The 19454-nt window shown below is 70.7% G+C and carries 18 protein-coding genes and 2 tRNA genes; 9 read left to right on the top strand and 11 right to left on the bottom strand.

What is annotated here, in order from left to right; genetic code table 11:
- Window positions 1–249: hypothetical protein (locus ACIBO1_RS31965; RefSeq protein WP_396752996.1), on the top strand; the 249-nt coding region annotated here is incomplete at its 5' end.
- 445 nt (window positions 250–694) lie between these two features.
- Window positions 695–922 (top strand): hypothetical protein, encoded by a 228-nt coding sequence (locus tag ACIBO1_RS31960; protein ID WP_350700503.1) that lies wholly within the window; start codon window positions 695–697, stop codon window positions 920–922.
- 6 nt (window positions 923–928) lie between these two features.
- On the opposite strand, the gene ACIBO1_RS31955 is transcribed toward ACIBO1_RS31960, so the two are convergent.
- The 6 genes from ACIBO1_RS31955 to ACIBO1_RS31930 form a co-directional block, all read right to left on the bottom strand.
- Window positions 929–1726: a carbon-nitrogen hydrolase family protein gene (locus ACIBO1_RS31955; RefSeq protein WP_396752994.1), complete on the bottom strand. Its 798-nt coding sequence runs from the start codon at window positions 1724–1726 to the stop codon at window positions 929–931.
- Window positions 1727–1787: 61 nt separating this feature from the next.
- The gene (gene clpX, locus ACIBO1_RS31950; RefSeq protein WP_396699071.1) at window positions 1788–3083 is read right to left on the bottom strand and encodes an ATP-dependent Clp protease ATP-binding subunit ClpX; all 1296 of its coding nucleotides are present in this window, start codon (window positions 3081–3083) and stop codon (window positions 1788–1790) included.
- A 205-nt stretch (window positions 3084–3288) separates the two neighbouring features.
- Window positions 3289–3951 carry an ATP-dependent Clp protease proteolytic subunit gene (locus tag ACIBO1_RS31945; RefSeq protein ID WP_350700497.1) on the bottom strand — a complete coding sequence of 221 codons (663 nt, stop codon included), beginning with the start codon at window positions 3949–3951 and terminating at the stop codon, window positions 3289–3291.
- A 14-nt stretch (window positions 3952–3965) separates the two neighbouring features.
- Entirely contained in the window at window positions 3966–4607 is a 642-nt protein-coding gene (locus tag ACIBO1_RS31940; RefSeq protein ID WP_131052514.1) for a ClpP family protease, read from the bottom strand.
- Between the two features lie 172 nt (window positions 4608–4779).
- On the bottom strand, window positions 4780–6126 hold the full coding sequence (gene tig / locus ACIBO1_RS31935; RefSeq protein WP_396752992.1) for a trigger factor: 1347 nt from the start codon (window positions 6124–6126) through the stop codon (window positions 4780–4782).
- Between the two features lie 160 nt (window positions 6127–6286).
- A tRNA-Pro gene (locus ACIBO1_RS31930) sits at window positions 6287–6360 on the bottom strand.
- Between the two features lie 219 nt (window positions 6361–6579).
- Between ACIBO1_RS31930 and ACIBO1_RS31925 the strand changes: the two genes are divergently transcribed.
- Window positions 6580–6653, top strand: a tRNA-Gly gene (locus tag ACIBO1_RS31925).
- Between the two features lie 580 nt (window positions 6654–7233).
- On the opposite strand, the gene ACIBO1_RS31920 is transcribed toward ACIBO1_RS31925, so the two are convergent.
- Complete coding sequence (locus ACIBO1_RS31920) at window positions 7234–8052, bottom strand: aminoglycoside N(3)-acetyltransferase (RefSeq protein WP_396752990.1); 819 nt, start codon at window positions 8050–8052, stop codon at window positions 7234–7236.
- 48 nt (window positions 8053–8100) lie between these two features.
- On the opposite strand from ACIBO1_RS31920, the gene ACIBO1_RS31915 reads away from it, so the two are divergent.
- The 3 genes from ACIBO1_RS31915 (at window position 8101) to ACIBO1_RS31905 (ending at window position 10507) form a co-directional block, all read left to right on the top strand.
- On the top strand, window positions 8101–8382 hold the full coding sequence (locus ACIBO1_RS31915) for a hypothetical protein (RefSeq protein ID WP_396752988.1): 282 nt from the start codon (window positions 8101–8103) through the stop codon (window positions 8380–8382).
- 113 nt (window positions 8383–8495) lie between these two features.
- Window positions 8496–9182, top strand: a complete 687-nt coding sequence (locus ACIBO1_RS31910; RefSeq protein ID WP_396752986.1) for a DUF1028 domain-containing protein — start codon at window positions 8496–8498, stop codon at window positions 9180–9182.
- Window positions 9183–9277: 95 nt separating this feature from the next.
- Complete coding sequence (locus ACIBO1_RS31905) at window positions 9278–10507, top strand: S8 family serine peptidase (RefSeq protein ID WP_396752984.1); 1230 nt, start codon at window positions 9278–9280, stop codon at window positions 10505–10507.
- A 229-nt stretch (window positions 10508–10736) separates the two neighbouring features.
- Here ACIBO1_RS31905 and ACIBO1_RS31900 read toward each other — a convergent pair whose 3' ends face one another.
- Window positions 10737–11276 (bottom strand): hypothetical protein, encoded by a 540-nt coding sequence (locus ACIBO1_RS31900; protein ID WP_396752982.1) that lies wholly within the window; start codon window positions 11274–11276, stop codon window positions 10737–10739.
- A 115-nt stretch (window positions 11277–11391) separates the two neighbouring features.
- Here ACIBO1_RS31900 and ACIBO1_RS31895 point away from each other — a divergent pair, with 115 nt between their 5' ends.
- Window positions 11392–12621, top strand: coding sequence for a GNAT family N-acetyltransferase (locus ACIBO1_RS31895; RefSeq protein WP_396752980.1), 1230 nt, complete (start codon window positions 11392–11394; stop codon window positions 12619–12621).
- Window positions 12622–12640: 19 nt separating this feature from the next.
- A complete protein-coding gene (locus ACIBO1_RS31890; protein ID WP_396752978.1) occupies window positions 12641–12970 on the top strand; it encodes a hypothetical protein in 330 nt (109 codons plus the stop codon).
- A gap of 124 nt (window positions 12971–13094) precedes the next feature.
- Here the strand turns inward: ACIBO1_RS31890 and ACIBO1_RS31885 are convergent, their stop codons facing one another.
- The 3 genes from ACIBO1_RS31885 to ACIBO1_RS31875 all read right to left on the bottom strand — a co-directional run bounded on the left by ACIBO1_RS31885 (window position 13095) and on the right by ACIBO1_RS31875 (window position 16550).
- Window positions 13095–13562 carry a ribose-5-phosphate isomerase gene (locus tag ACIBO1_RS31885; RefSeq protein ID WP_396752976.1) on the bottom strand — a complete coding sequence of 156 codons (468 nt, stop codon included), beginning with the start codon at window positions 13560–13562 and terminating at the stop codon, window positions 13095–13097.
- A gap of 413 nt (window positions 13563–13975) precedes the next feature.
- On the bottom strand, window positions 13976–15181 hold the full coding sequence (locus tag ACIBO1_RS31880; RefSeq protein ID WP_396752974.1) for a DUF1015 family protein: 1206 nt from the start codon (window positions 15179–15181) through the stop codon (window positions 13976–13978).
- A 745-nt stretch (window positions 15182–15926) separates the two neighbouring features.
- Window positions 15927–16550 (bottom strand): disulfide bond formation protein DsbA, encoded by a 624-nt coding sequence (locus ACIBO1_RS31875; RefSeq protein ID WP_396752972.1) that lies wholly within the window; start codon window positions 16548–16550, stop codon window positions 15927–15929.
- A 218-nt stretch (window positions 16551–16768) separates the two neighbouring features.
- On the opposite strand from ACIBO1_RS31875, the gene pepN reads away from it, so the two are divergent.
- Window positions 16769–19318 (top strand): aminopeptidase N, encoded by a 2550-nt coding sequence (gene pepN, locus ACIBO1_RS31870; protein WP_396752970.1) that lies wholly within the window; start codon window positions 16769–16771, stop codon window positions 19316–19318.
- Window positions 19319–19454 lie beyond the last annotated feature (136 nt).

Genomic DNA, 19454 nt, shown 5'->3' with positions numbered 1-19454 from the left:
GTTCGTCCTGAGCCAGGATCAAACTCTCCAACAAAAACCTATTGGAAAAGCAAACCCCAGCAACAAAATGTTGCCAAAGGAATCCCCACCAACCCAAAAGTTGGCACGGGGCATCATAAAACAATTTGGCACTGGCTTATCAAGCACCCTGTTGAGTTCTCAAAGAACAACCACACACCACACTCGATCCGGCTTTGGCCTGACCGCGTCTGGGGCAACCGCTCCAAACTATCTGAGCCGCTCTCGTAGTGCAACCTGAAGATTCAGGCTTTTACTTCGTAGCTTGCTCGGGTCCGCGCTGACGCACGCCCATCGGGCGGTCGTTTCTGTCGCGGGAAGCGGCAAGACCGGCCGATCACCATTCCCGGCGACCCGCCCGGCTCCCTGCCGGCTTCGAAACTCTACCCGGTCGGCTTCGCGATCGCAACTCCGTCTCATGGAGCCTTTCGCACCGCCCGGTCTCAGTCTCAGATCGACTACGTCGATCCGGTCCTGGCGCCCGTTGTCGGCCGGTTTGCCCCGGCCTTCCCCGTGCAGAGAGAAAGTTACGCGGACGTCCCGGAGAAGGCAAATCAGGGTCTGTCGATGGTGACGATCGCTCGCGGGTCTCCCCCGTCGTCACGCGACCACCTGCGGTGGAACCTGTCCTGTCGGCGCCGACCGTGGCAGGCCCGGACGTGCCAGAGTGTCTGGCATGGATGACGTGTCCCGGCCCGCCAGTCCGGTCCTCGCCGAGGACGCGCTGCTCGGGCTCCTCCTGCCGTTCTGGCAGCTGATCATCGGTGCGTTCGTGCTGTTCGCGGTGGTGGCCTCGATCGGGCGACTGGTGCGGCGCGGCCCGTCGCGGATGAGCACCGCGCTGCTGGTGACCGCAGCCGCTATCGCCGGCTTCGCGCTGGTGGGCGTCCTGCTACAGGGATAGCGACGGTCACATCCGTCGGTTGGCCAGGCTCGGCAGCTCGGCGCGGATGCGCGCCAACCGGTCCAGGTCGAGATCGGCCACCGCGAACCCCGGGCCGTCAGGCACCTGGGACAGCACCGAACCCCAGGGGTCGACCACCATGCTCCGGCCGTAACAGGTACGGGCTGGTTCGTGGTCGCCGGTCTGGCCGGCCGCCGCGACGAAGCACTGGTTCTCGATCGCGCGAGCGCGCAACAACACCTCCCAGTGGTCGCGGCCGGTGTGCATCATGAACGCCGCCGGCACCACCAGCAGGTGTGCACCCCCATCGGACGCGAGCTGCCGGTACAGCTCCGGGAACCTCAGGTCGTAACAGATCGACAGGCCGACGCGTACGCCCTCGACGTCCACCACCACCGGTCGGTCACCGGGGGCCACGGTGGCCGACTCCCGGTACGAGACCCGACCGGGAATCTCCACGTCGTACAGGTGGATCTTGCGATAGCTGGCGGCAAGCGTGCCGGACCTGTCGAAGACCAGCGTGGTGTTCCAGGTGTGCTCGGGATCCGGGCCGGACTCGTGGAAGGAGCCGGCGATCAACCAGATGCCGCGTCGGCGGGCGACGTCGGCGAAGAACCGACCGACCTCGCCGTCGACCGGCTCCGCTGCGGGCATCCCCGCCGACGGGCCGAGATAGTCGACGTACTCGGGGAGGAGCACCAGGTCGGCGCCGGCATGGGCCGCGCGGTCGATCAGGGCCTCCGCGGCGACCAGGTTCGCCTTCCGGTCGTCCCGAGAGTTCAGCTGGCAGACAGCGACGCGCATGTCTGCCAGCGTACGACCGAACTGCCGTCGATGGCAGCGCGAGAGCCTGGCACCGGCCGACTCAGGCCGACTTCTCCTCGCGCTCGCGCCGCGCCCGACGGCCGGTGAACTCACGCGGCACGATGGTCGGGTTCACGTTCTCCAGCACCGCCTCGCGGCTGATGAGCACCCGGGCGGCGTCAGGGTTGCTGGGCACCTCGTACATCACGGAGAGCAGGACCTCCTCCATGATCGCCCGTAGGCCACGGGCGCCGGTGCCACGCAACATCGCCTGGTCGGCGATCGCCTCCAGCGCCGGGTGCTCGAACTCCAGCTCGACGCCGTCCAGCTCGAAGAGGCGCTGGTATTGGCGGACCAGCGCGTTGCGGGGCTCGGTGAGGATGCGGACCAGCGCGCTGCGGTCCAGGCTGCGCACGCTGGTGATCACCGGGAGCCGGCCGATGAACTCGGGGATCAGCCCGAACTTGAGCATGTCCTCCGGCATGACCTGGCTGAAGATGTCGTCGGTGGACCGCTCGGAGACGGCCCGGAGACGGGCGCCGAAGCCGGTGCCGCCGTGACCGGTACGCGCCTCGATGATCTGGTCCAGCCCGGCGAAGGCACCACCGCAGATGAACAGCACGTTGGTGGTGTCGATCTGGATGAACTCCTGGTGCGGGTGCTTCCGACCGCCCTGCGGCGGGACGTTGGCAACCGTGCCTTCGAGCATCTTGAGCAGCGCCTGCTGCACACCCTCGCCGGAGACGTCCCGGGTGATCGACGGGTTCTCCGACTTCCGGGCGATCTTGTCGACCTCGTCGATGTAGATGATCCCGGTCTCGGCACGCTTGATGTCGTAGTCGGCGGCCTGGATCAGCTTGAGGAGGATGTTCTCCACGTCCTCGCCGACGTAGCCGGCCTCGGTGAGGGCGGTGGCGTCGGCGATGGCGAACGGAACGTTGAGCATCCGCGCCAGCGTCTGGGCCAGGTGGGTCTTGCCGCACCCGGTCGGCCCGAGCAGAAGGATGTTCGACTTGGCCAGCTCGACGCCGTCGTTACCGGCGCCCGGTGCGCCGGCCGCCTCGGCCTGGATGCGCTTGTAGTGGTTGTAGACCGCCACCGCGAGCGCCTTCTTGGCCTGCTCCTGCCCCACGACGTAGTTGTCGAGGAACTGGCAGATCTCCATCGGCTTGGGAAGCTCTTCCCACTTCACCTCGCCGGACTCGGCCAGCTCCTCTTCGATGATCTCGTTACAGAGATCGATGCACTCGTCGCAGATGTAGACCCCAGGGCCCGCGATGAGCTTCTTGACCTGCTTCTGCGATTTACCGCAGAAGGAGCACTTGAGTAGGTCGCCACCGTCACCGATCCGTGCCACCTACGTTCTCCCTGCACTCATCGGCCGGAGCCCCGGCCACGACCTGCGGATGCTTCCGCTCCGCCCGTCTTCTTACCCCGCCGGTCACCCGGCTAAGTCGTACGGACCCGACGTTACCCGCTGTCGGAGCTTTCTCCGACCCCCAAAACGGGTGTGTCAGAGGCCGGCGGGCGACAGACCCCGCCGACCTCTGACGTGGTACCGGTCAGCCAGCCGAGTTGGCGGCCAGCAGTCCCTTCTTGCGGCTGGTGAGGATCGTGTCGACCAGCCCGTACTCGCGGGACTCCTCGGCCGTCATGATCTTGTCACGGTCGATGTCCTTGCGCACCAGGTCGACCGCGCGGTTGCAGTGCCGGGAGAGCATCTCCTCCAGCTGGGTCCGCATCCGCAGGATCTCCCGGGCCTGGATCTCGATGTCCGAGCCCTGCCCGTAGCCGCCCTCGGTGGCCGGCTGGTGGATGATGATCCGCGAGTTCGGCAGGGCCATCCGCTTGCCGGGGGTACCCGCCGCCAGCAGCACGGCGGCGGCGGACGCGGCCTGGCCCAGGCACACGGTCTGGATGTCCGGCCGGACGTACTGCATGGTGTCGTAGATCGCCGTCATGGCGGTGAACGAACCACCGGGCGAGTTGATGTACATGATGATGTCCCGGTCGGGGTCGGTCCCCTCCAGGGTGAGCAGCTGGGCCATCACGTCGTTGGCCGACGCGTCGTCCACCTGGACGCCGAGGAAGATGATCCGGTCCTCGAAGAGCTTGTTGTACGGGTTGGACTCCTTGACCCCGTACGACGTGCGCTCCACGAACGACGGCAGGACGTAGCGGTTGTGCACGGCCGCGAACTGTGGCGGCAGGCTCAGGTCGGTCATCGTCTGCTCCTCGATCAGCTCAGGGTCCCGGCGCCCTCGGGAACCTGGGCGGCCCCGGTGATCACCTTGTCGATGAAGCCGTAGTCCACGGCCTCCTGGGCGGTGAACCAACGGTCGCGGTCCGAGTCCGCCTCGATCTGCGCCGGGGACTGGCCGGTGTGGGAGGCGACCCGCTCCTGGAACATCCGCTTGGTGTAGAGCATCTGCTCGGCCTGGATCGCGATGTCGGCCGCGGTGCCGCCCATGCCGCCGGAGGGCTGGTGCATCATGATCCGGGCGTGCGGGAGGGCGTAGCGCTTGCCCTTGGTGCCCGCGCAGAGCAGCAGCTGGCCCATGGAGGCCGCCATGCCCATCGCCACGGTCGACACGTCGTTGTCGATGAACTGCATGGTGTCGTAGATGGCCATACCCGAGTAGACGGAGCCACCGGGCGAGTTGATCCAGAGGTTGATGTCGCGGTCCGGGTCCTCCGCAGCGAGCAGCAGCAGCTGCGCGCAGATGCGGTTGGCGACCTGGTCGGTCACCTCGCTGCCCAGGAAGACGATCCGCTCCTTGAGCAACCGGTTGTAGACCGAGTCGTCGAGGTTGCCAATGGTGTCACCGCCACGGGCGTCGATCGCCCGGAGCGGCTTCGCTGGGATGTGCATGTCGGTCATGGCAGCCCTTCGCTCTCCGTACCGTCGTGTCCGACACTAACCGCTGCACCGGGCGGCAGAGTCCCGGTCCGGGCACTGTTCGCTCTCAGCGCAGGACCCCCGCAAGGCGTACCCGGTAAAGGAATCGGGCCACCACCCACCGCTACCGGCGGACGGTGGCCCACCCCCGCGATCAGTGCTCGTGCGCGTGCTCCTGCTCGCTCGCCTCACGGAGAGCGTCGAGGCTCACCTCGTTGCCGGCCGAGTCCTTGATCTTGACGCGCTCCATGACCGAGGCGAGCGCCTTGCCCCGCCGCACGTCGCCGTAGACCGCGCCGGCCGTGCCGGAGCGGACCAGCTGGTCGTAGTACTGCTGGGGGGCCATGCCGGCGCGCTGGGCGCGGTGCACGATCTCGTGGCCGAACTCGTCGTCGGAGACCTGGGTGTCCTCGGCGTCGGCCAGGGTGTCGAGCAGCAGCTGGACCTTGACGCCCTGGGTGGCAGCCTCGGTCAGCTCGGCGTCGATCTGCTCCTCGGTCTTCTCCTCGGCGGAGAGGTAGTCCTCCATCGAGGCGCCGATGCGCTCAAGCTGGTCGACCATCGCCTGCTTGCGGCTCTCCACCTCGTCGCGGATGACACCCTCCGGCGCCGGCACGTCGGCGACCTCGACGAGCTGCTCGAGGGCCTTGTCCCGGGCGGCGTAGATCTGCTCGACCCGCTTGCCCCGGGTGACCCGCTCACGCAGGTCGTCGCGCAGCTCACCGATGGTGTCGAACTCGCTGGCCAGCTGGGCGAAGTCGTCGTCCAGCTCGGGCAGCTCCTTCTCCTTGACCGTACGCACGGTCACCGCCACGTCCGCGTCCCGACCGGCGAAGTCGCCACCGACGAGCTGGGTGGTGAAGGTGGTGTCCTCCCCGGCGGAGAGGCCGACCACGGCCTCGTCCAGGCCCGGCAGGAGCTGCTTGCTGCCCACCTCGTGGGAGATGTTGCTGGCCGAGCCGCCCGGCACCTCCTCGCCGTCGACGGTCGCCCGCAGGTCGATCTGCACGTAGTCGCCCTCGGCGGCCGGCCGCTCCACGGTCTTGAGGGTGGCGAAGCGCTCGCGCAGGCTCTTCACCTGCTCGTCGATCTCGCTGTCGTCGATCTTGAGCTCGTCGACGGTGACCTCGATGCTGGCCAGGTCGGGCAGGGTGATCTCCGGCCGGACGTCGACCTCGGCGGTGAAGTTGAGCGAGTCACCGTCGTTGAACTCGGTGATCTCCACCTCGGGACGACCCAGGGTCTTGAGGTCGTGCTCGCGGACCGCGCTCAGGATGTTCTGCGGGATCGCCTCCTGCACTGCCTCGTTGAGCACGGTGCCCCGGCCGACCCGCTGGTCGATGATCGCGGACGGGACCTTGCCCCGGCGGAAGCCGGGAATCTGGATCTGCTGACCGATCTCCCGGTACGCCTTCTTGAGGCTCGGCTCGAGCTCGACGAACGGCACCTCGATGGCGAGCCGCACGCGCGTCGGGCTCAGAGTCTCGACGGTGCTCTTCACAGGCGTACTCCTTGACGGATCTCGGTTGTCTCTGGGCGCTCTTACAGCCCATAGAGTGTAGGCGAGCCGGCACGGCGGGCCGGCAGCGCCCGGGAACCGCACGAACGGCAGGACCCGGAACGGTGACCGGCGCCCGGGACGACCCGGCCGCGAGCGGCAGTCGGGGTGGCGGGATTTGAACCCACGGCCCCTCGCTCCCAAAGCGAGTGCGCTACCAAGCTGCGCCACACCCCGTGGCGACGTGCAGTCTATGCCGTCGGTCCGACAAAGGGATGCCGGGGCATCACCCAACGCGCCGAACGGGATAAACAGGAAATAAAGGCCGGGATCGCCCATCGTCGGCGATCCGCGCGCCGCGCCTGACGGCCGCGCGGACGCCGCGCCGGATACGGCCGCGCGGGGCAGACGCGCATTGGGTACGCTGTCGGCGCGCCCTGATCCGTCGGGGCGTACGCGGGCGTAGCTCAATGGCAGAGCTTCAGTCTTCCAAACTGACGGTGCGAGTTCGATTCTCGTCGCCCGCTCCAGCACCACCGGCCCAGGTCAGCGGCGTGATTGCCCAGCCTGGGCCGCTGCCGTTCTAGCCCGCTTTGGGTTGGTGAGCTGGTCGATCAGAGCCGCCCGCATCGTGGCGCGGCGTCACGGCCGGGCTGTTCACATGCCAGACGTCGGCAGGTGTGCGCCACCGCTACCGTGATGCCCGTGACGATCCACGAGGCGGACGCAACAGCCGTAGACCTCCTGCTCGCTACCGCCGCTGTCGCCCTCGTCGGGTGCGCCGCCTGGCTGGCCGTCCACAGCCGACATAGGTCAACGGTGCGACTGTTCGGACGGACGATGCATCACCCCCGCCTATGGGCCGCAGGGGCAGCATGCATGGGCTTCTACGCGTTGCTGGGGCTGGGAAACCTGACCGAGGTCACTCCCAGCACGTGGCGTACTCCGAGCCAGTGGGTCGGCACCGTGCTCCTACTCGGCGCGTTGGCCCTCATGGTCACCTACTGGGTCCGTGAACATCGGGCCCGGCGTCGGAACGGTCCTGAGCATCACGTGGGGCTCTGACGAGCGCGGGCGAGCGATCGTCGATGTCAGGTGGCTCGGCCGGTGTCAGTTCCGGTCGGGGCTGGCGTCGTTCTTGGTGTGGCGGTGGGCGGCCATCCAGGTGGTGGCGAAGTCGACGAGCGCCCGTTGGGACATCAGGCGGGCCGTGGCGTTGCCGACCCGACCGATCGTCGCCGCGCCGGTGGCCTCGAAGTCGTCGCCCAGGCGGACGAAGTCGCTCTCGTCGGTGACGATGTCGGCCCAGGTCGTCCAGCGGCTCGTGCCGTCCGGTTGGCGGACCGAGGAGCCGGTGGCGGCGCGTGGGGACGAGGGTTGCCGCCACTCGGCCAGGTGCAGCGAGGTGTTGGAGTCGTGTCCGCAGCCGAGCAGGAGGACTTTGCCGTCGCGTCGGTATACCGCGCCGAGCGGTGAGGTCTCGCCCAGGCCGTCGTCCGGGCGGTGTCCGGCCACGATCTCGGCGGCGTCCGCGCCGAGGGCGGCGAAGGAGAACTGCGGGTGAGTGCTGCGATGGGCGCCCGGCCAGGTACGCACCACCTCGGGGACGGCGCCCATCCAGCGGCTGGGCGTACGGGACGGGTCGAAGCCGGGGGTCTGCTCGCGGATCACCGGCCACCACGGCTCGGGTACGGGCGGATGCTGCCAGCCGGCCGGGTCCGTGTTGTGGGGTGTGTGCGTGGGTACGACGAGCGTGCCGTCCGGACCGAGCGTCGCCAGCAGGGCGTGCACCAGAGCCTCGATGCCTCCGGCGACGAACCCGAGGCTGCGGTTGGACGAGTGCAGAATCAGGACGTCACCCGCGTCGACCCCGAGGGCACGCAGGTCGGCGCTGATCGACTGGACGGTGTGCGGTCTCGCCTGGTCCATCGGACACAGTTTATGCCGGAACAGCAGTTCAGGCGGGGAGGAGCGGGCATGTCGGACGAACCGGAGCCGGGTCTGGTGCCGGAGCACCTGCGGCCGGAGCACGACGACCGGGAGTCGGTGCTGTTGACCGTCGACGGGGAACAGTTCCGGGTGAGTACGCAGGTTGGTCGGCCGGGGTCGTACGACTTCGACTGGCTCAGCGGGCCGCACGAGTACGGCTTCGGACTGACCAACTCGGGCGGGCTCGCGTTGACCCGGGACGAGTTGGTGCAGGCGATCCGGGAGTTCCTCGCCGAGATCGACCCGGCGACCGGCTACCTGGCGGAGTGACGGGCTCCGCCGAGACGGCACAGCCGACAGCAGTGCAGGTGCGGCGACGGTGACTCCGTGCGTCACCCGGAAGGCGACGAGTGCCGGAAGGCGCGGCCGGGTAGGCACCGGCCGTGACCTTCTCGATCGTGGCCCGCTGTCGGCGCACCGGTGAGCTGGGCGTCGCCGCGCTCACCGCCAAGCCCGGAGTCGGCAAGTTGGTGACCCATGTCCTCGCCGGTGCCGGGGCCGTGGCCACCCAGGCCGTGACCAACCCGATCCTGGCGTACGACGGCCTGCCGATGCTCGCCGAGGGCCGGTCGCCGCAGGAGGTGGTGGACGAGGTGCTGGCCCGGGACCCGGGTCGCGAGGTACGGCAGGTCGGCATGGTCGACAATCAGGGCCGCTCCTACGCCTTCAGCGGCGAGCGCACGCTGGACTGGTCCGGCCACCGGGTCGGGCCGGGCTACGCGGCGCAGGGCAACCGGCTGGTCGGGCCGGATCCGCTCGACGAGGTCGTGGAGATGTTCCTGGACAATCCCGACCTGGAGCTGGCCGAGCGGTTGCTGCGGGCGATCCAGCTGGGCGAGCAGGCCGGTGGCGACCGGGCGGGTTCGCGGTCGGCGACCGTCACGGTGATCGGCGACCAGCCGTACCCGCTGTGGGACCTGCGGGTCGACGACGCCGACCACCCGGCGAAGGAGCTGCACCGGCTGTTCGAGGTCTTCCACGACGAGATGGTGGAATCGATCCGGAAGCTGCCCACCCGGGAGGACCCGATGGGCGAGGCCGCCCGCGAGATCCTCGGCCGAACCTCCTGATCAATCCACACTCTTGGATATCTGGGTACCATCCTGGCTACCGTCGACGCCTCCACCGGAGAACCCGGACGGGGGCGCAGCCAGGAGGAGGATCCATGCCACTCCCCCGTCCGTTCCGGCGACGTCCGGCCGCCACCCGCGCGTCCCTCGCCGCCCTGCTCACCACCGCCGTCCTGGTCCCGCTGACCGGCATGCCGGCCGCCGGGGCACCGGCCACCGGCGAGATCAGGTACGCCGACGCGGCCACCGCCGTCGCCGGCAGCTACCTCGTCGTGCTCCGCGACGACGCCACGGCGCGTACCGGCGTCGCGCCCTCAGCCGTCGCCGACCGGCTGGCCGACCGGTACGCCGGACGCGTCGACCGGATCTTCACCGCGGCGCTGCGCGGGTTCGAGGTACGCCTGAGCGAGCCGGCCGCCCGTCGACTCGCCGCCGACCCGGCGGTCGCCTACGTCGAGCAGAACCGGATCGTGACGCTGGCCGACCCGGGGGTGCAGCTCAATCCGCCGTCCTGGGGACTGGACCGGATCGACCAGCGGAACCTACCCCTGGATGGGCGGTACGCGTACCCGAACACCGCGCCGGACGTGCGCGCGTACGTGATCGACACCGGGGTGCGGGCCACCCACCGGGACTTCGGCGGACGGGTCGGCACCGGCGTGGACCTGGTGGACGGCCTGCCGGCGGACGACTGCAACGGGCACGGCACCCACCTGGCCGGCACGGTCGGCGGCACGCTGCACGGGGTGGCCAAGCGGGTGCGGCTGCACCCGGTGCGGGTGCTCAACTGCGCAGGCAGCGGCAGCATCGCCCAGGTGATCGGCGGCGTGGACTGGGTGACCGCGAACGCCGTCCGCCCGGCGGTGGCGGTGCTGGCGCTGGGCGGTGCCGCGAGCAGCGCACTGGACGCGGCGGTGACCGCCTCGATCGCCTCGGGCATCACCTACGCGGTGACCGCCGGCAGCGCCAACGGCAACGCCTGCGCCTACTCGCCCGGCCGGGTGCCGGCCGCACTGACCGCCGCCGGCACCACGATCACCGACGCCCGGATGCCGTCGGGCAACTACGGCTCCTGCCTCGACCTGTACGCGCCGGGCGCGAACATCACCTCGACCTGGCACACCACGGACACCGCCACCGCCACCATCAGCGGCGGTTCACCGGCGACCGCGCACGTCGCCGGATGCGCCGCCCTCGCCCTCCAGGCCAACCCCGGGTGGAGCCCGGCGCAGGTCGCCACCTACCTGACCGGGCGGGCCACGGTCGGCGTGGTCGGCGGGGTGAGCAGCGGCACACCGAACCGCCTGCTCTACTGCGGTCCATGACGGGCCGGCGAGCGGTCGCGCAGCCCCGGGGCCTGCCGCGCATGCCCAGCGGGCGGAAAGCACGGACGGGTGCCGCGCGCCGGGGATGAACCGCGTCACGCCGGGTAAGCAGGCCGCCGTCCTGGTGGAGTGACGACCTCGGTCGCGGGCTGCGCGACCGCTTCCGGGCGGGTCGGCCGTACGGTCGGCCCGCCCGGTGTCCGCACGGTGTCCCGTCGCGACGTCGGGCTCAGCTGAACAGCCAGTTCCAGGCGTCCACGATCCACTGGGTCTGTTGCAGGTAGGCGATGCCCAGACCGGTCAGGAAGATCGCCGTGACCAGGTGCGCGCCCCGGGCGCTGCGGCGTACCCGACCGAGCTGCCGTTCCAGCACCAGCCGGCCGATCAGCCGGGTGAGCGCGAACAGACCGGCACCGACCAGCAGGCTCAGGATGAAGATCAGGAACGGGCCGACCAGGTCACCGCCGCCCGAGATCGCCCAGATCCCCCAGCACACGAACGCGACCAGCGCGCCGGCCGCACTCCACTCCCCGCCGCGCTTGAGCTGGGCCACGTGCCAGCTCAGCGGCCGACGCGGCGCGGGCTCGCCCGGCCAGCCGGTGCCGGTCGGCTCGTGGTCCACCACCGAGAACGGCTCGGTACGCGGCGCGCGGGCACCGACCGAGGCCACACCCCGCCGGTACGGGTCACGCTGGGCCGGAATGCCCGCATCGGACTGCGGCGGCACCTCGACGGTGCGCTCCGCCCACGGCTGCGTCTGGTCGGCCATGTCGTCGTTCCCTCCCCCTGGACCGGCGGCGGCCACCGGCCACCGCTGGAGACTTCGAGAGTAACGAGCGCGCAAATCGGTCGCCCGACCCGCGTCGATCAGCTAGACACGAGCGGTGAACACCTTCGCTCCCACCATCAGCACCGGCCGCCCCGAGGACTACGACGACATCGGCCGTTTCCTCGGCGTGCTCTTTCACCACGAGGTCGACTCCGAGGCCCACGAGACCGAACGGGCGATCTTCGAGCCGGAACGCGCCCTGCTGGTCCGCGACGGGTCGGAGTTGGTGGCCAGCGCCGCCGCGTACACCCGGGAACTGGGTGTGCCCGGCGGCGAGATGCCGGCCGCGCACGTCACGCTGGTCGGGGTGGCGCCCACCCACCGGCGGCAGGGCCTGCTCAGCGCGATGATGCGCCGGCAGCTCCGGGAGATCCACCACGCCGGGCGGGAGCCGGTCGCGGTGCTCTGGGCCAGCGAGGGGCGGATCTATCCCCGGTTCGGGTACGGCCTGGCCGCCCAACGATTGATGATCAACGGGGAGACCACCGAGCTTCGTCTGCCGGCGCCGACGTCGGACGAGGGTCGGCTCCGCCTGGACCGGCCCGCCGACCGGCAGGCCGACCTCGCGACGGTCTACGACCGGGTCCGCGGCGACCGGCCCGGCTGGTCGTCGCGGGACGAACGCTGGTGGCGGTACGTGCTGATGGACCCGAAATCGCAGCGCAGCGGCGCCACCGAGCTGCGGGTGGTGCTGCACGAGGGGCCGGACGGGGTCGACGGCTACGGACTGTTCCGCACCAAGAGCGAGTGGAACAACGCCGGGCCGAAGGGCGTGACCACGGTCGAGGAGGTGGTGGCGGCCACGCCGGCGGCGTACCGGTCGATCTGGCGGATGCTGCTCTCGATCGACCTGACGCGACAGGTCGTGGTGCGACGGGCGGCGGTGGACGAGCCGCTGCTGCGGATGGTGAACGAACCACGCATGCTCGTCGCTCAGATGAGCGACGCACTCTGGGTACGGGTGGTGGACGTGCCGACCGCGCTCGCCGCCCGGCGCTACGCCACCGACGTCGACGTGGTCATCGAGGTGGACGACGAACTGCTGCCCGAGAACACCGGCCGGTGGCGGCTGCGCGGTGGGCCGGACAAGGCGGAGTGCACCCGTACCGACGACCCGGCTGACCTCGCCTGCGACGTACGCTGCCTCGGCGAGCTGTTCCTCGGCGGCGTCGGCCTGGCCGCGCTGGCCGACGCCGGTCGGGTACGCGAGCTGCGCCCGGGAACGCTGGCCGCCGCCCCCGCCTTCGGCTGGCACCGCGCCGCGTCCGCCCTGGAGGTGTTCTGACGGCGGGTACGGTCAAGGGATGGCGGACGCGGAGCGACGACGGCGACGGCACCGGCATCACGGCGGGCTGGACACTCCTGTCGACGGCGGCACCACGGCGACCACCGCGAACGTGCACGACGGCGGAGAGCCGCCGCCGCGCGGACGGCGCGGCGGCGGGCAGGCCGAAGACGGCGAGCGTGGGCTACGCGGACTGGTCGGCTCCGGCTCGTCGCAGGTCAACGTGACCGCGGCGATGCGGGCCCGGGATGCCGCCCGGCCCACCGACGAGGACCTGGCCGAGGCGGCCGCCCGGATGGTCATCGTCCGCCGGAACTGGACCCCCCGCGACGAGCTGCCCCGCCGCTGACCGCACCCGGCGGCACTTCCAGGCCGACCGTTCTGCGGCATGGGCGAGTACGACCGGCCGACGTGACCGGTCGCTTGCTCAGGGGCCGACCGGCCGCAAGCTCAGGGCCCGACCGGTCGCTTGCTCAGGGAAGGTCGGGCAGCTCGCGGGTGCGCTCGTAGTCGGCCACCTGGGCGATCCGGCGGGCGTGCCGGTCGCTGCCGGAGAACGCGGTGGTGAGGAACGCCTCGACGATCGCGGTGGCCTCGTCCAGCGTGTGCTGGCGCGCGCCGACGGCGACCACGTTGGCGTCGTTGTGCTGCCGCCCGAGCTGCGCGGTCTCCACGCTCCAGGCCAGCGCCGCCCGGACCCCGGCCACCTTGTTCGCGGCGATCTGCTCGCCGTTGCCGGAGCCGCCGATCACCACGCCCAGGCTGCCCTCGTCGGCCACCACCCGGGTACCGGCGTGCAGGCAGAAGGCCGGGTAGTCGTCGTCCGGGTCGTAGGCGTGTGGACCCACGTCGACCACCTCGTAGCCCTCCTTGGCGAGGTGGTTGGCCAGGTGCACCTTCAGCTCGAAACCGGCGTGATCGGATCCCAGGTAGACGCGCATACCGGGCAGTCTGTCAGGCCCGCCGTGGCGCACCGAGCGGGGGCGGTGCCCCGACCCGCTAGGCGGGAGCCCGTGCCCCGGCCCGGCACGAAACCGACTCCTCGCCCGCCGCGGGGCGCCTGCCGTCCTTCGCCGGGAACGACGCCTCCCGTCCCCCAACGCACGACGTCCCCGCAACGCGCGTCGTCCCGCAACGCGCGCCGTCTTCTAACGCCATGCCGTCCCGCAACGCGCCTCGGCCCCGCCCGGCCGTGGCGACTGGGCGGGGCCGAAATCCCACGACTGCGGGCGGAGCCGAGGTCGCGTGACGACGGGCGAGGCCGAGGTCGCGTGACGACGGGCGGGCGGATTCCCGCTATGCGGGCGAGCCGGGGCCGGTCATGCCGTGACGACGGGCGGGATTGGGTGTCGCGTCAGGAACGGTCGGCAAGCTCGGCGACGACCAGGCCGCCGCGTGCCTTCGGGGTGAACCAGGTGCTCTTGCGCGGCATCTTCTCCCGAGCCAGGTTGACCGCAACGAAATCGTCCACGGTCACCGGCGCGACGAGCACGGCCAACTCGGCCCGGCCGGCCTCGACCTCACCGGTCAGCCAGCTCGCCGGGTAGTCACCGCCGACGTACGTGATCCGCTTGTCACCCGGGTCCAGCCCCAGGGCGTCGCGCAGCAGCAGCCGCTCGACCAGGGCGTGGTCCAGGTTCTCCAGCCGGTTGGCGCCGGTGTGCGGCAGCGTCACCGCGTACGCCCGACCGGGAAGCTGGAGCACGACGGTGCCGCCGGTGGTCGGGACCTCGGCCGGGCCGGTGACGTCGGTGACCTCGGCGCCTGCGGCGCGCAGCCGGTCGAGCAGCTCGTCGGGGGTGGTGGTCAGCTCGCTGACCAGGCGGTTGTACGGCTGGATGGCCACCGAGGCGGGTGTGGTCACGACCGCCAGGAAGCGCGGCAGTCCACCGGTCTGGGCGGCCAGGCTGCGGTGGTTGCCGTCGGCGACGACCAGTTCACCGCCGCCGGCCAGCGCGGTCAGCTCGTCCTGGCGCGGCCCCGGCCCGAGCAGCCAGATGGCGTGCGTGCGGCCGGCCTGGTCGGTGTCGGTGGCGGCGGGCGCACCGGCGGCGTCGGTGGCGGCGGCCAGGGCGGCGTGCAGTTCGTCGCCCCGCCCGGTCTGCAACAGCAGCACCGGCGAGAGCAGGTGACCCAGCGTCTCGGCCAGCGCGACGCGCTCGCGCACCTTCGCGATGAAGACGTCCTCGTTGCGGATGACCAGGCCCGGCTCGTCGGCGCGGGTGGAGATCTGGTCGGTGTCGACCATCGCCCACAGCCCGTACGCGGAGTCCTCACCGGGCGCGCTGATGCGGTAAAGCACCACCACCTGCTCGGCCGGCGTGTAGCTGCCGTCGGCCTTCGCCTCGGCCAGCCGGGTCACCGCATCCGGCAGGGCGTCGGCGAAGGACTTGCCGAGACTCTCCGGAGCCCGGTGCGGCATCTCGATGCCGAGGGCGCTGTGCGGGTTCGCCTCGATGATCGCGGTGATCTCCGCGTCGTCGGCGAACTCGTCGTAGTTCTGGGCGCCGGTGCCGCCCGTGGTGATCCAGGCCCGGTTGATCGGGTGCACGACCGTCATGTCCGCTGACGCTACCGGCGGCGATGACAGCCCCACCCGCCGACCCGCACTCCGTCCACCAGTTGGCGCAAGGAAGGGCACCTTATTAACGCCTCAGGTAGAGCAGGGGACCCTTGTTAACACTCAGGCTCGGTGCTCTGTTGATGCCGACCTCGGGCACCTGATGCCGACTGGCGGGTGCCGGACGCCGGCTGGCGCGCACCTGGTGCCGGTTGGGCATCGGGTGCCGGTTGGCGGGCATCGGGTGCCGGCTGGCCGGCGTCGACAGCGCGGCGGGTAGCCCGTTCCGGCCGTGGGCCCTGGTCGCGCAGGTCCCGATCCGGTGGCGTCAGGCGGGAGGTGGCGGGTACCCGGGCCACGCCCACCACACCCGATCCGGTCGGCACCCGGGCCAGGCCGTCGGCAGGGCCCTTCCTGGGGGCCGGCCAGCGGAGGTCGACCGCCTTCCGGTCCACGCCGCTCCCGCGTTCCTCCCACCACTGCAGGTCGTCGACGGGCGCACGGTGTTTGGCCATGGCTTCCTCCACGTGCTGCGGTGAGCGGCCGGCAGCCGTGACGGGCCGCCGGATCGCCGCTGCGGACACCTGGTCAAACGAGCCCACGAAGCCGGCGGTGACGCCAAGCCACCGGCAGTACGGCGGCGGCACCGGCGGCAACGCGGCGGCACCGGCGGGCACCGGTGTTTGTTGTTAAGAAGGGACCCCTGCTCTACCGGAGGCGTTAACAGGGGGCCCTTCCTTACACCTCAGTCGAAGATGGGGTCGATGTCGCGGCTGCGCTTGAGTTCGAAGAAGCCGGGCGTGCCGGCGACCAGCATCACGCCGTCCCAGAGTCGGCCGGCGGCCTCGCCCTTGGGGGCCGGGGTGACCACCGGGCCGAAGAAGGCGACCTGCTTGCCGTCCGGACCCGGGGCGTGCACCACCGGGGTGCCGACCTCGGTGCCGACCGGGCGCATCCCCGCTTCGTGGCTCTCCCGCAGGGCCGCGTCCAGGGTGGTGTCGTCGGCCGCCGAGGCCAGCGCCGGGTCCAGTCCGGCGTCGGTCAGCGCGGCGGCGTACAGTTCCGGGCCGCGCTCCTCCTTGCCGAGGTGGATCCGGGTGCCCATGGCGGTGTAGAGGTTCCGGACGGCGTCCGGGCCGTACCGCTGCGAGACGGCGATGCAGACGCGGACCGGACCCCAACCGGTCTTCATGATCTCCTGGTACGCCTCGGGCAGCTCCCGCCCCTCGTTGAGCACCGACAGGCTCATCACGTGGTAGCGGACGTCGATGTCACGGACCCGCTCCACCTCCAGCAGCCATCGGGAGGTGATCCACGCCCATGGGCAGATCGGGTCGAACCACATGTCGACACTGACACGCTCGTTCACGTTTAGGTCCCTTCGCAACGGAGATGCCGATTCGACCGGCCTATCACGCATCTTTACTCCGCACGGGTGCGATCGGCCGGTATTGGACCGCGTGACCTCGCCCACCGACGGCTCTTGACACATGGAAGACTCAGGCTCGGACCGGCCGTCACGAGCGGTCGACGGCTGAGGTGACCGTGACGTGCGGCGATAGTGGGATGGAGACGAACGTGCCGGGAGTGCGCAACCTGACACAGGTCGAGGCGACCGAGCGGGCCCGACTGCTCGACGTGACCGGGTACGACATCAACCTGGACCTGTCCAGCGCCGTACACGCGGCCGGTGGCCGCACCTTCCGATCGACCACCGAGGTGCGATTCCGGTGCAGCGAGCCGGGCGCCAGCACGTTCATCGAGGTCGCTGCGGACTCGGTACGCTCGGCGACGCTCAACGGCGACCCGGTCGACCTGACCGACTGGTCGGCCGAGAAGGGGCTGGCTCTGACCGGCCTGGCCGAGGAGAACACGCTGGTCGTCGACGCCGACTTCGCGTACTCCAGCTCGGGGCAGGGCCTGCACCGCAGCGTCGACCCGGTCGACGGCGAGACCTACCTCTACTCGCAGTTCGAGACCGCCGACGCGCAGCGCACGTACGCCTGCTTCGACCAGCCCGACCTGAAGAGCGTCTACACCTGGCACGCCACCGTCCCGGAGCACTGGAAGGCCGTCTCCAACATGCCGGTGGAGCGCGAGGAGGCGGCGGGTGAGGGGTGCAAGACCCTGCACTTCACCACCTCACCGCGGATGAGCACCTACATCACCGCGCTCTGCGCCGGGCCCTACCACGAGGTCCGGTACGTCCACGACGGCATCGACCTGGGCTACTTCTGCCGGGCCAGCATGGCGCAGTACCTCGACGCCGAGGACCTGAACCTGATCACGACGCAGGGCTTCGACTTCTTCCACGAGCAGTTCGGGGTGCGTTACCCGCTGCCCAAGTACGACCAGGTCTGGGTGCCGGACTTCAACGCCGGCGCGATGGAGAACTTCGGCTGCGTCACGCACGCCGAGTCGTACTACCTGTTCCGGTCGCAGGTGACCGACTACGAGTACGAGCAGCGGGCCAACACGATCCTGCACGAGCTGGCGCACATGTGGTTCGGTGACCTGGTCACCATGCGCTGGTGGAACGACCTGTGGCTGAACGAGTCGTTCGCCGAGTGGGCGAGCCACTGGTGCAACACGCACGCGACCCGCTTCACCGAGGCGTGGACGACGTTCCTGTCCATCCGGAAGAACTGGGGCTACCGGCAGGACCAGCTCTCCTCCACCCACCCGGTGTACTGCGAGATGCCGGACCTGGAGGCGGTCGAGGTCAACTTCGACGGCATCACGTACGCCAAGGGCGCCAGCGTGCTCAAGCAGCTCGTGGCGTACGTCGGTGAGGAGCCGTTCCTGGCGGGTCTGCGGGCGTACTTCGCCAAGCACGCCTGGGGCAACGCCACCTTCGACGACCTGCTCACCGAGCTGGAGACCGCCTCCGGGCGCAAGCTGCGCACCTTCGCCACCCAGTGGCTGGAGACGGCGCAGGTCAACACGCTGCGGCCGGAGCTGACCATCGGCGAGGACGGCACGTACCAGCGGGTCCTGGTCCGCCAGGAGGCGCCGCAGGGTCACCCGACGCTGCGGACCCACCGGATCGGGGTCGGCCTCTACGACCTCACCGACGGTCGCCTGGAGCGCCGCGAACGGTACGAGGTGGACGTCGACGGCGAGTCGACCGAGCTGACCGCACTCGCCGGGGTGCGGTCAGCCGACGTGCTGCTGCTCAACGACGACGACCTCACGTACACCAAGCTGCGCCTGGACGAGCGGTCGATGTCGACGGTGGTGCAGCACATCGCCGGCTTCGAGTCGTCGCTGGCGCGTGCGCTGTGCTGGACGGCCGCGTGGGACATGACCCGCGACGCCGAGCTGGCCACCCGCGACTACGTGGCGCTGGTGCTGGCCGGGCTGCCGGCCGAGCGGGACATCAACCTGGTCACCGCCACGCTGCGCCAGGTCAGCACCGCCATCACCTTCTACGCCGACCCGGACTGGGCGCCGACCGGCTGGGCCGACCTGGCCCGGACCGCGCGGACCGCGCTCGCCGCCGCCGAGCCCGGCAGCGGTTTCCAGCTGGCCTGGGCCCGGGCGTACGTCTCGGCGGCCCGCTCCGGGGAGGACCTGGCGGTCCTGCGCGGCTGGCTGGACGGCTCCGAGGTGACCACCGGGCTGACCATCGACACCGAGCTGCGCTGGAGCGTGTTGCAGTCGCTGGTCGCCAACGGTGTGGCCGGTGTGCCCGAGATCGAGGCAGAGCTGGCCAGGGACAAGACCTCCAGCGGCGAGCGGGAGGCCGCGTACGCGCAGGCTCTGCTGCCCACCGCGGAGAACAAGGCCGCGGTCTGGGCCCAGCTCACCGGGGCCGAGGCGCTGCCGAACTGGCGGAACCGGGCGCTGCTGCAGGGCTTCACCCACCCCACCCAGGTCGAGCTGGTCACGCCCTACCGGGACCGGTACTTCGACACCGTCGGGCAGGTCTGGGCGCGCCGGGACAGCGAGCCGGCTCAGGAGTTCGCCATGCTGGTGTATCCGGCGTACCTGGTCGACGACGACACGGTCGAGGCCACCGACGCCTGGTTGACGCAGGAGGGCCACCCGGGGCCGCTGCGTCGGCTGGTGGCTGAGGGCCGCGACGGTGTGGTGCGGGCGCTCGCGGCCCGCGCCCGGGACGCCCGCAGCGCCTGACCCCGTGACGTGGGGGGGGGCGGCCCGCCCCCCCCCCCCCCGGGGGGCCCCCCCCCCCCCCCGGCGGGCCCCCCCCCCCCCCCGCCGGGGCCCGGCGGGGGGGGCCCCGAAAGGGGCGGGGTTGGGACCGGAGCCG

It is taken from the genome of Micromonospora sp. NPDC049903 (genome assembly GCF_044460945.1).
Classification (GTDB): domain Bacteria; phylum Actinomycetota; class Actinomycetes; order Mycobacteriales; family Micromonosporaceae; genus Micromonospora.
This window is presented reverse-complemented; position numbering and strand designations above follow the sequence as displayed.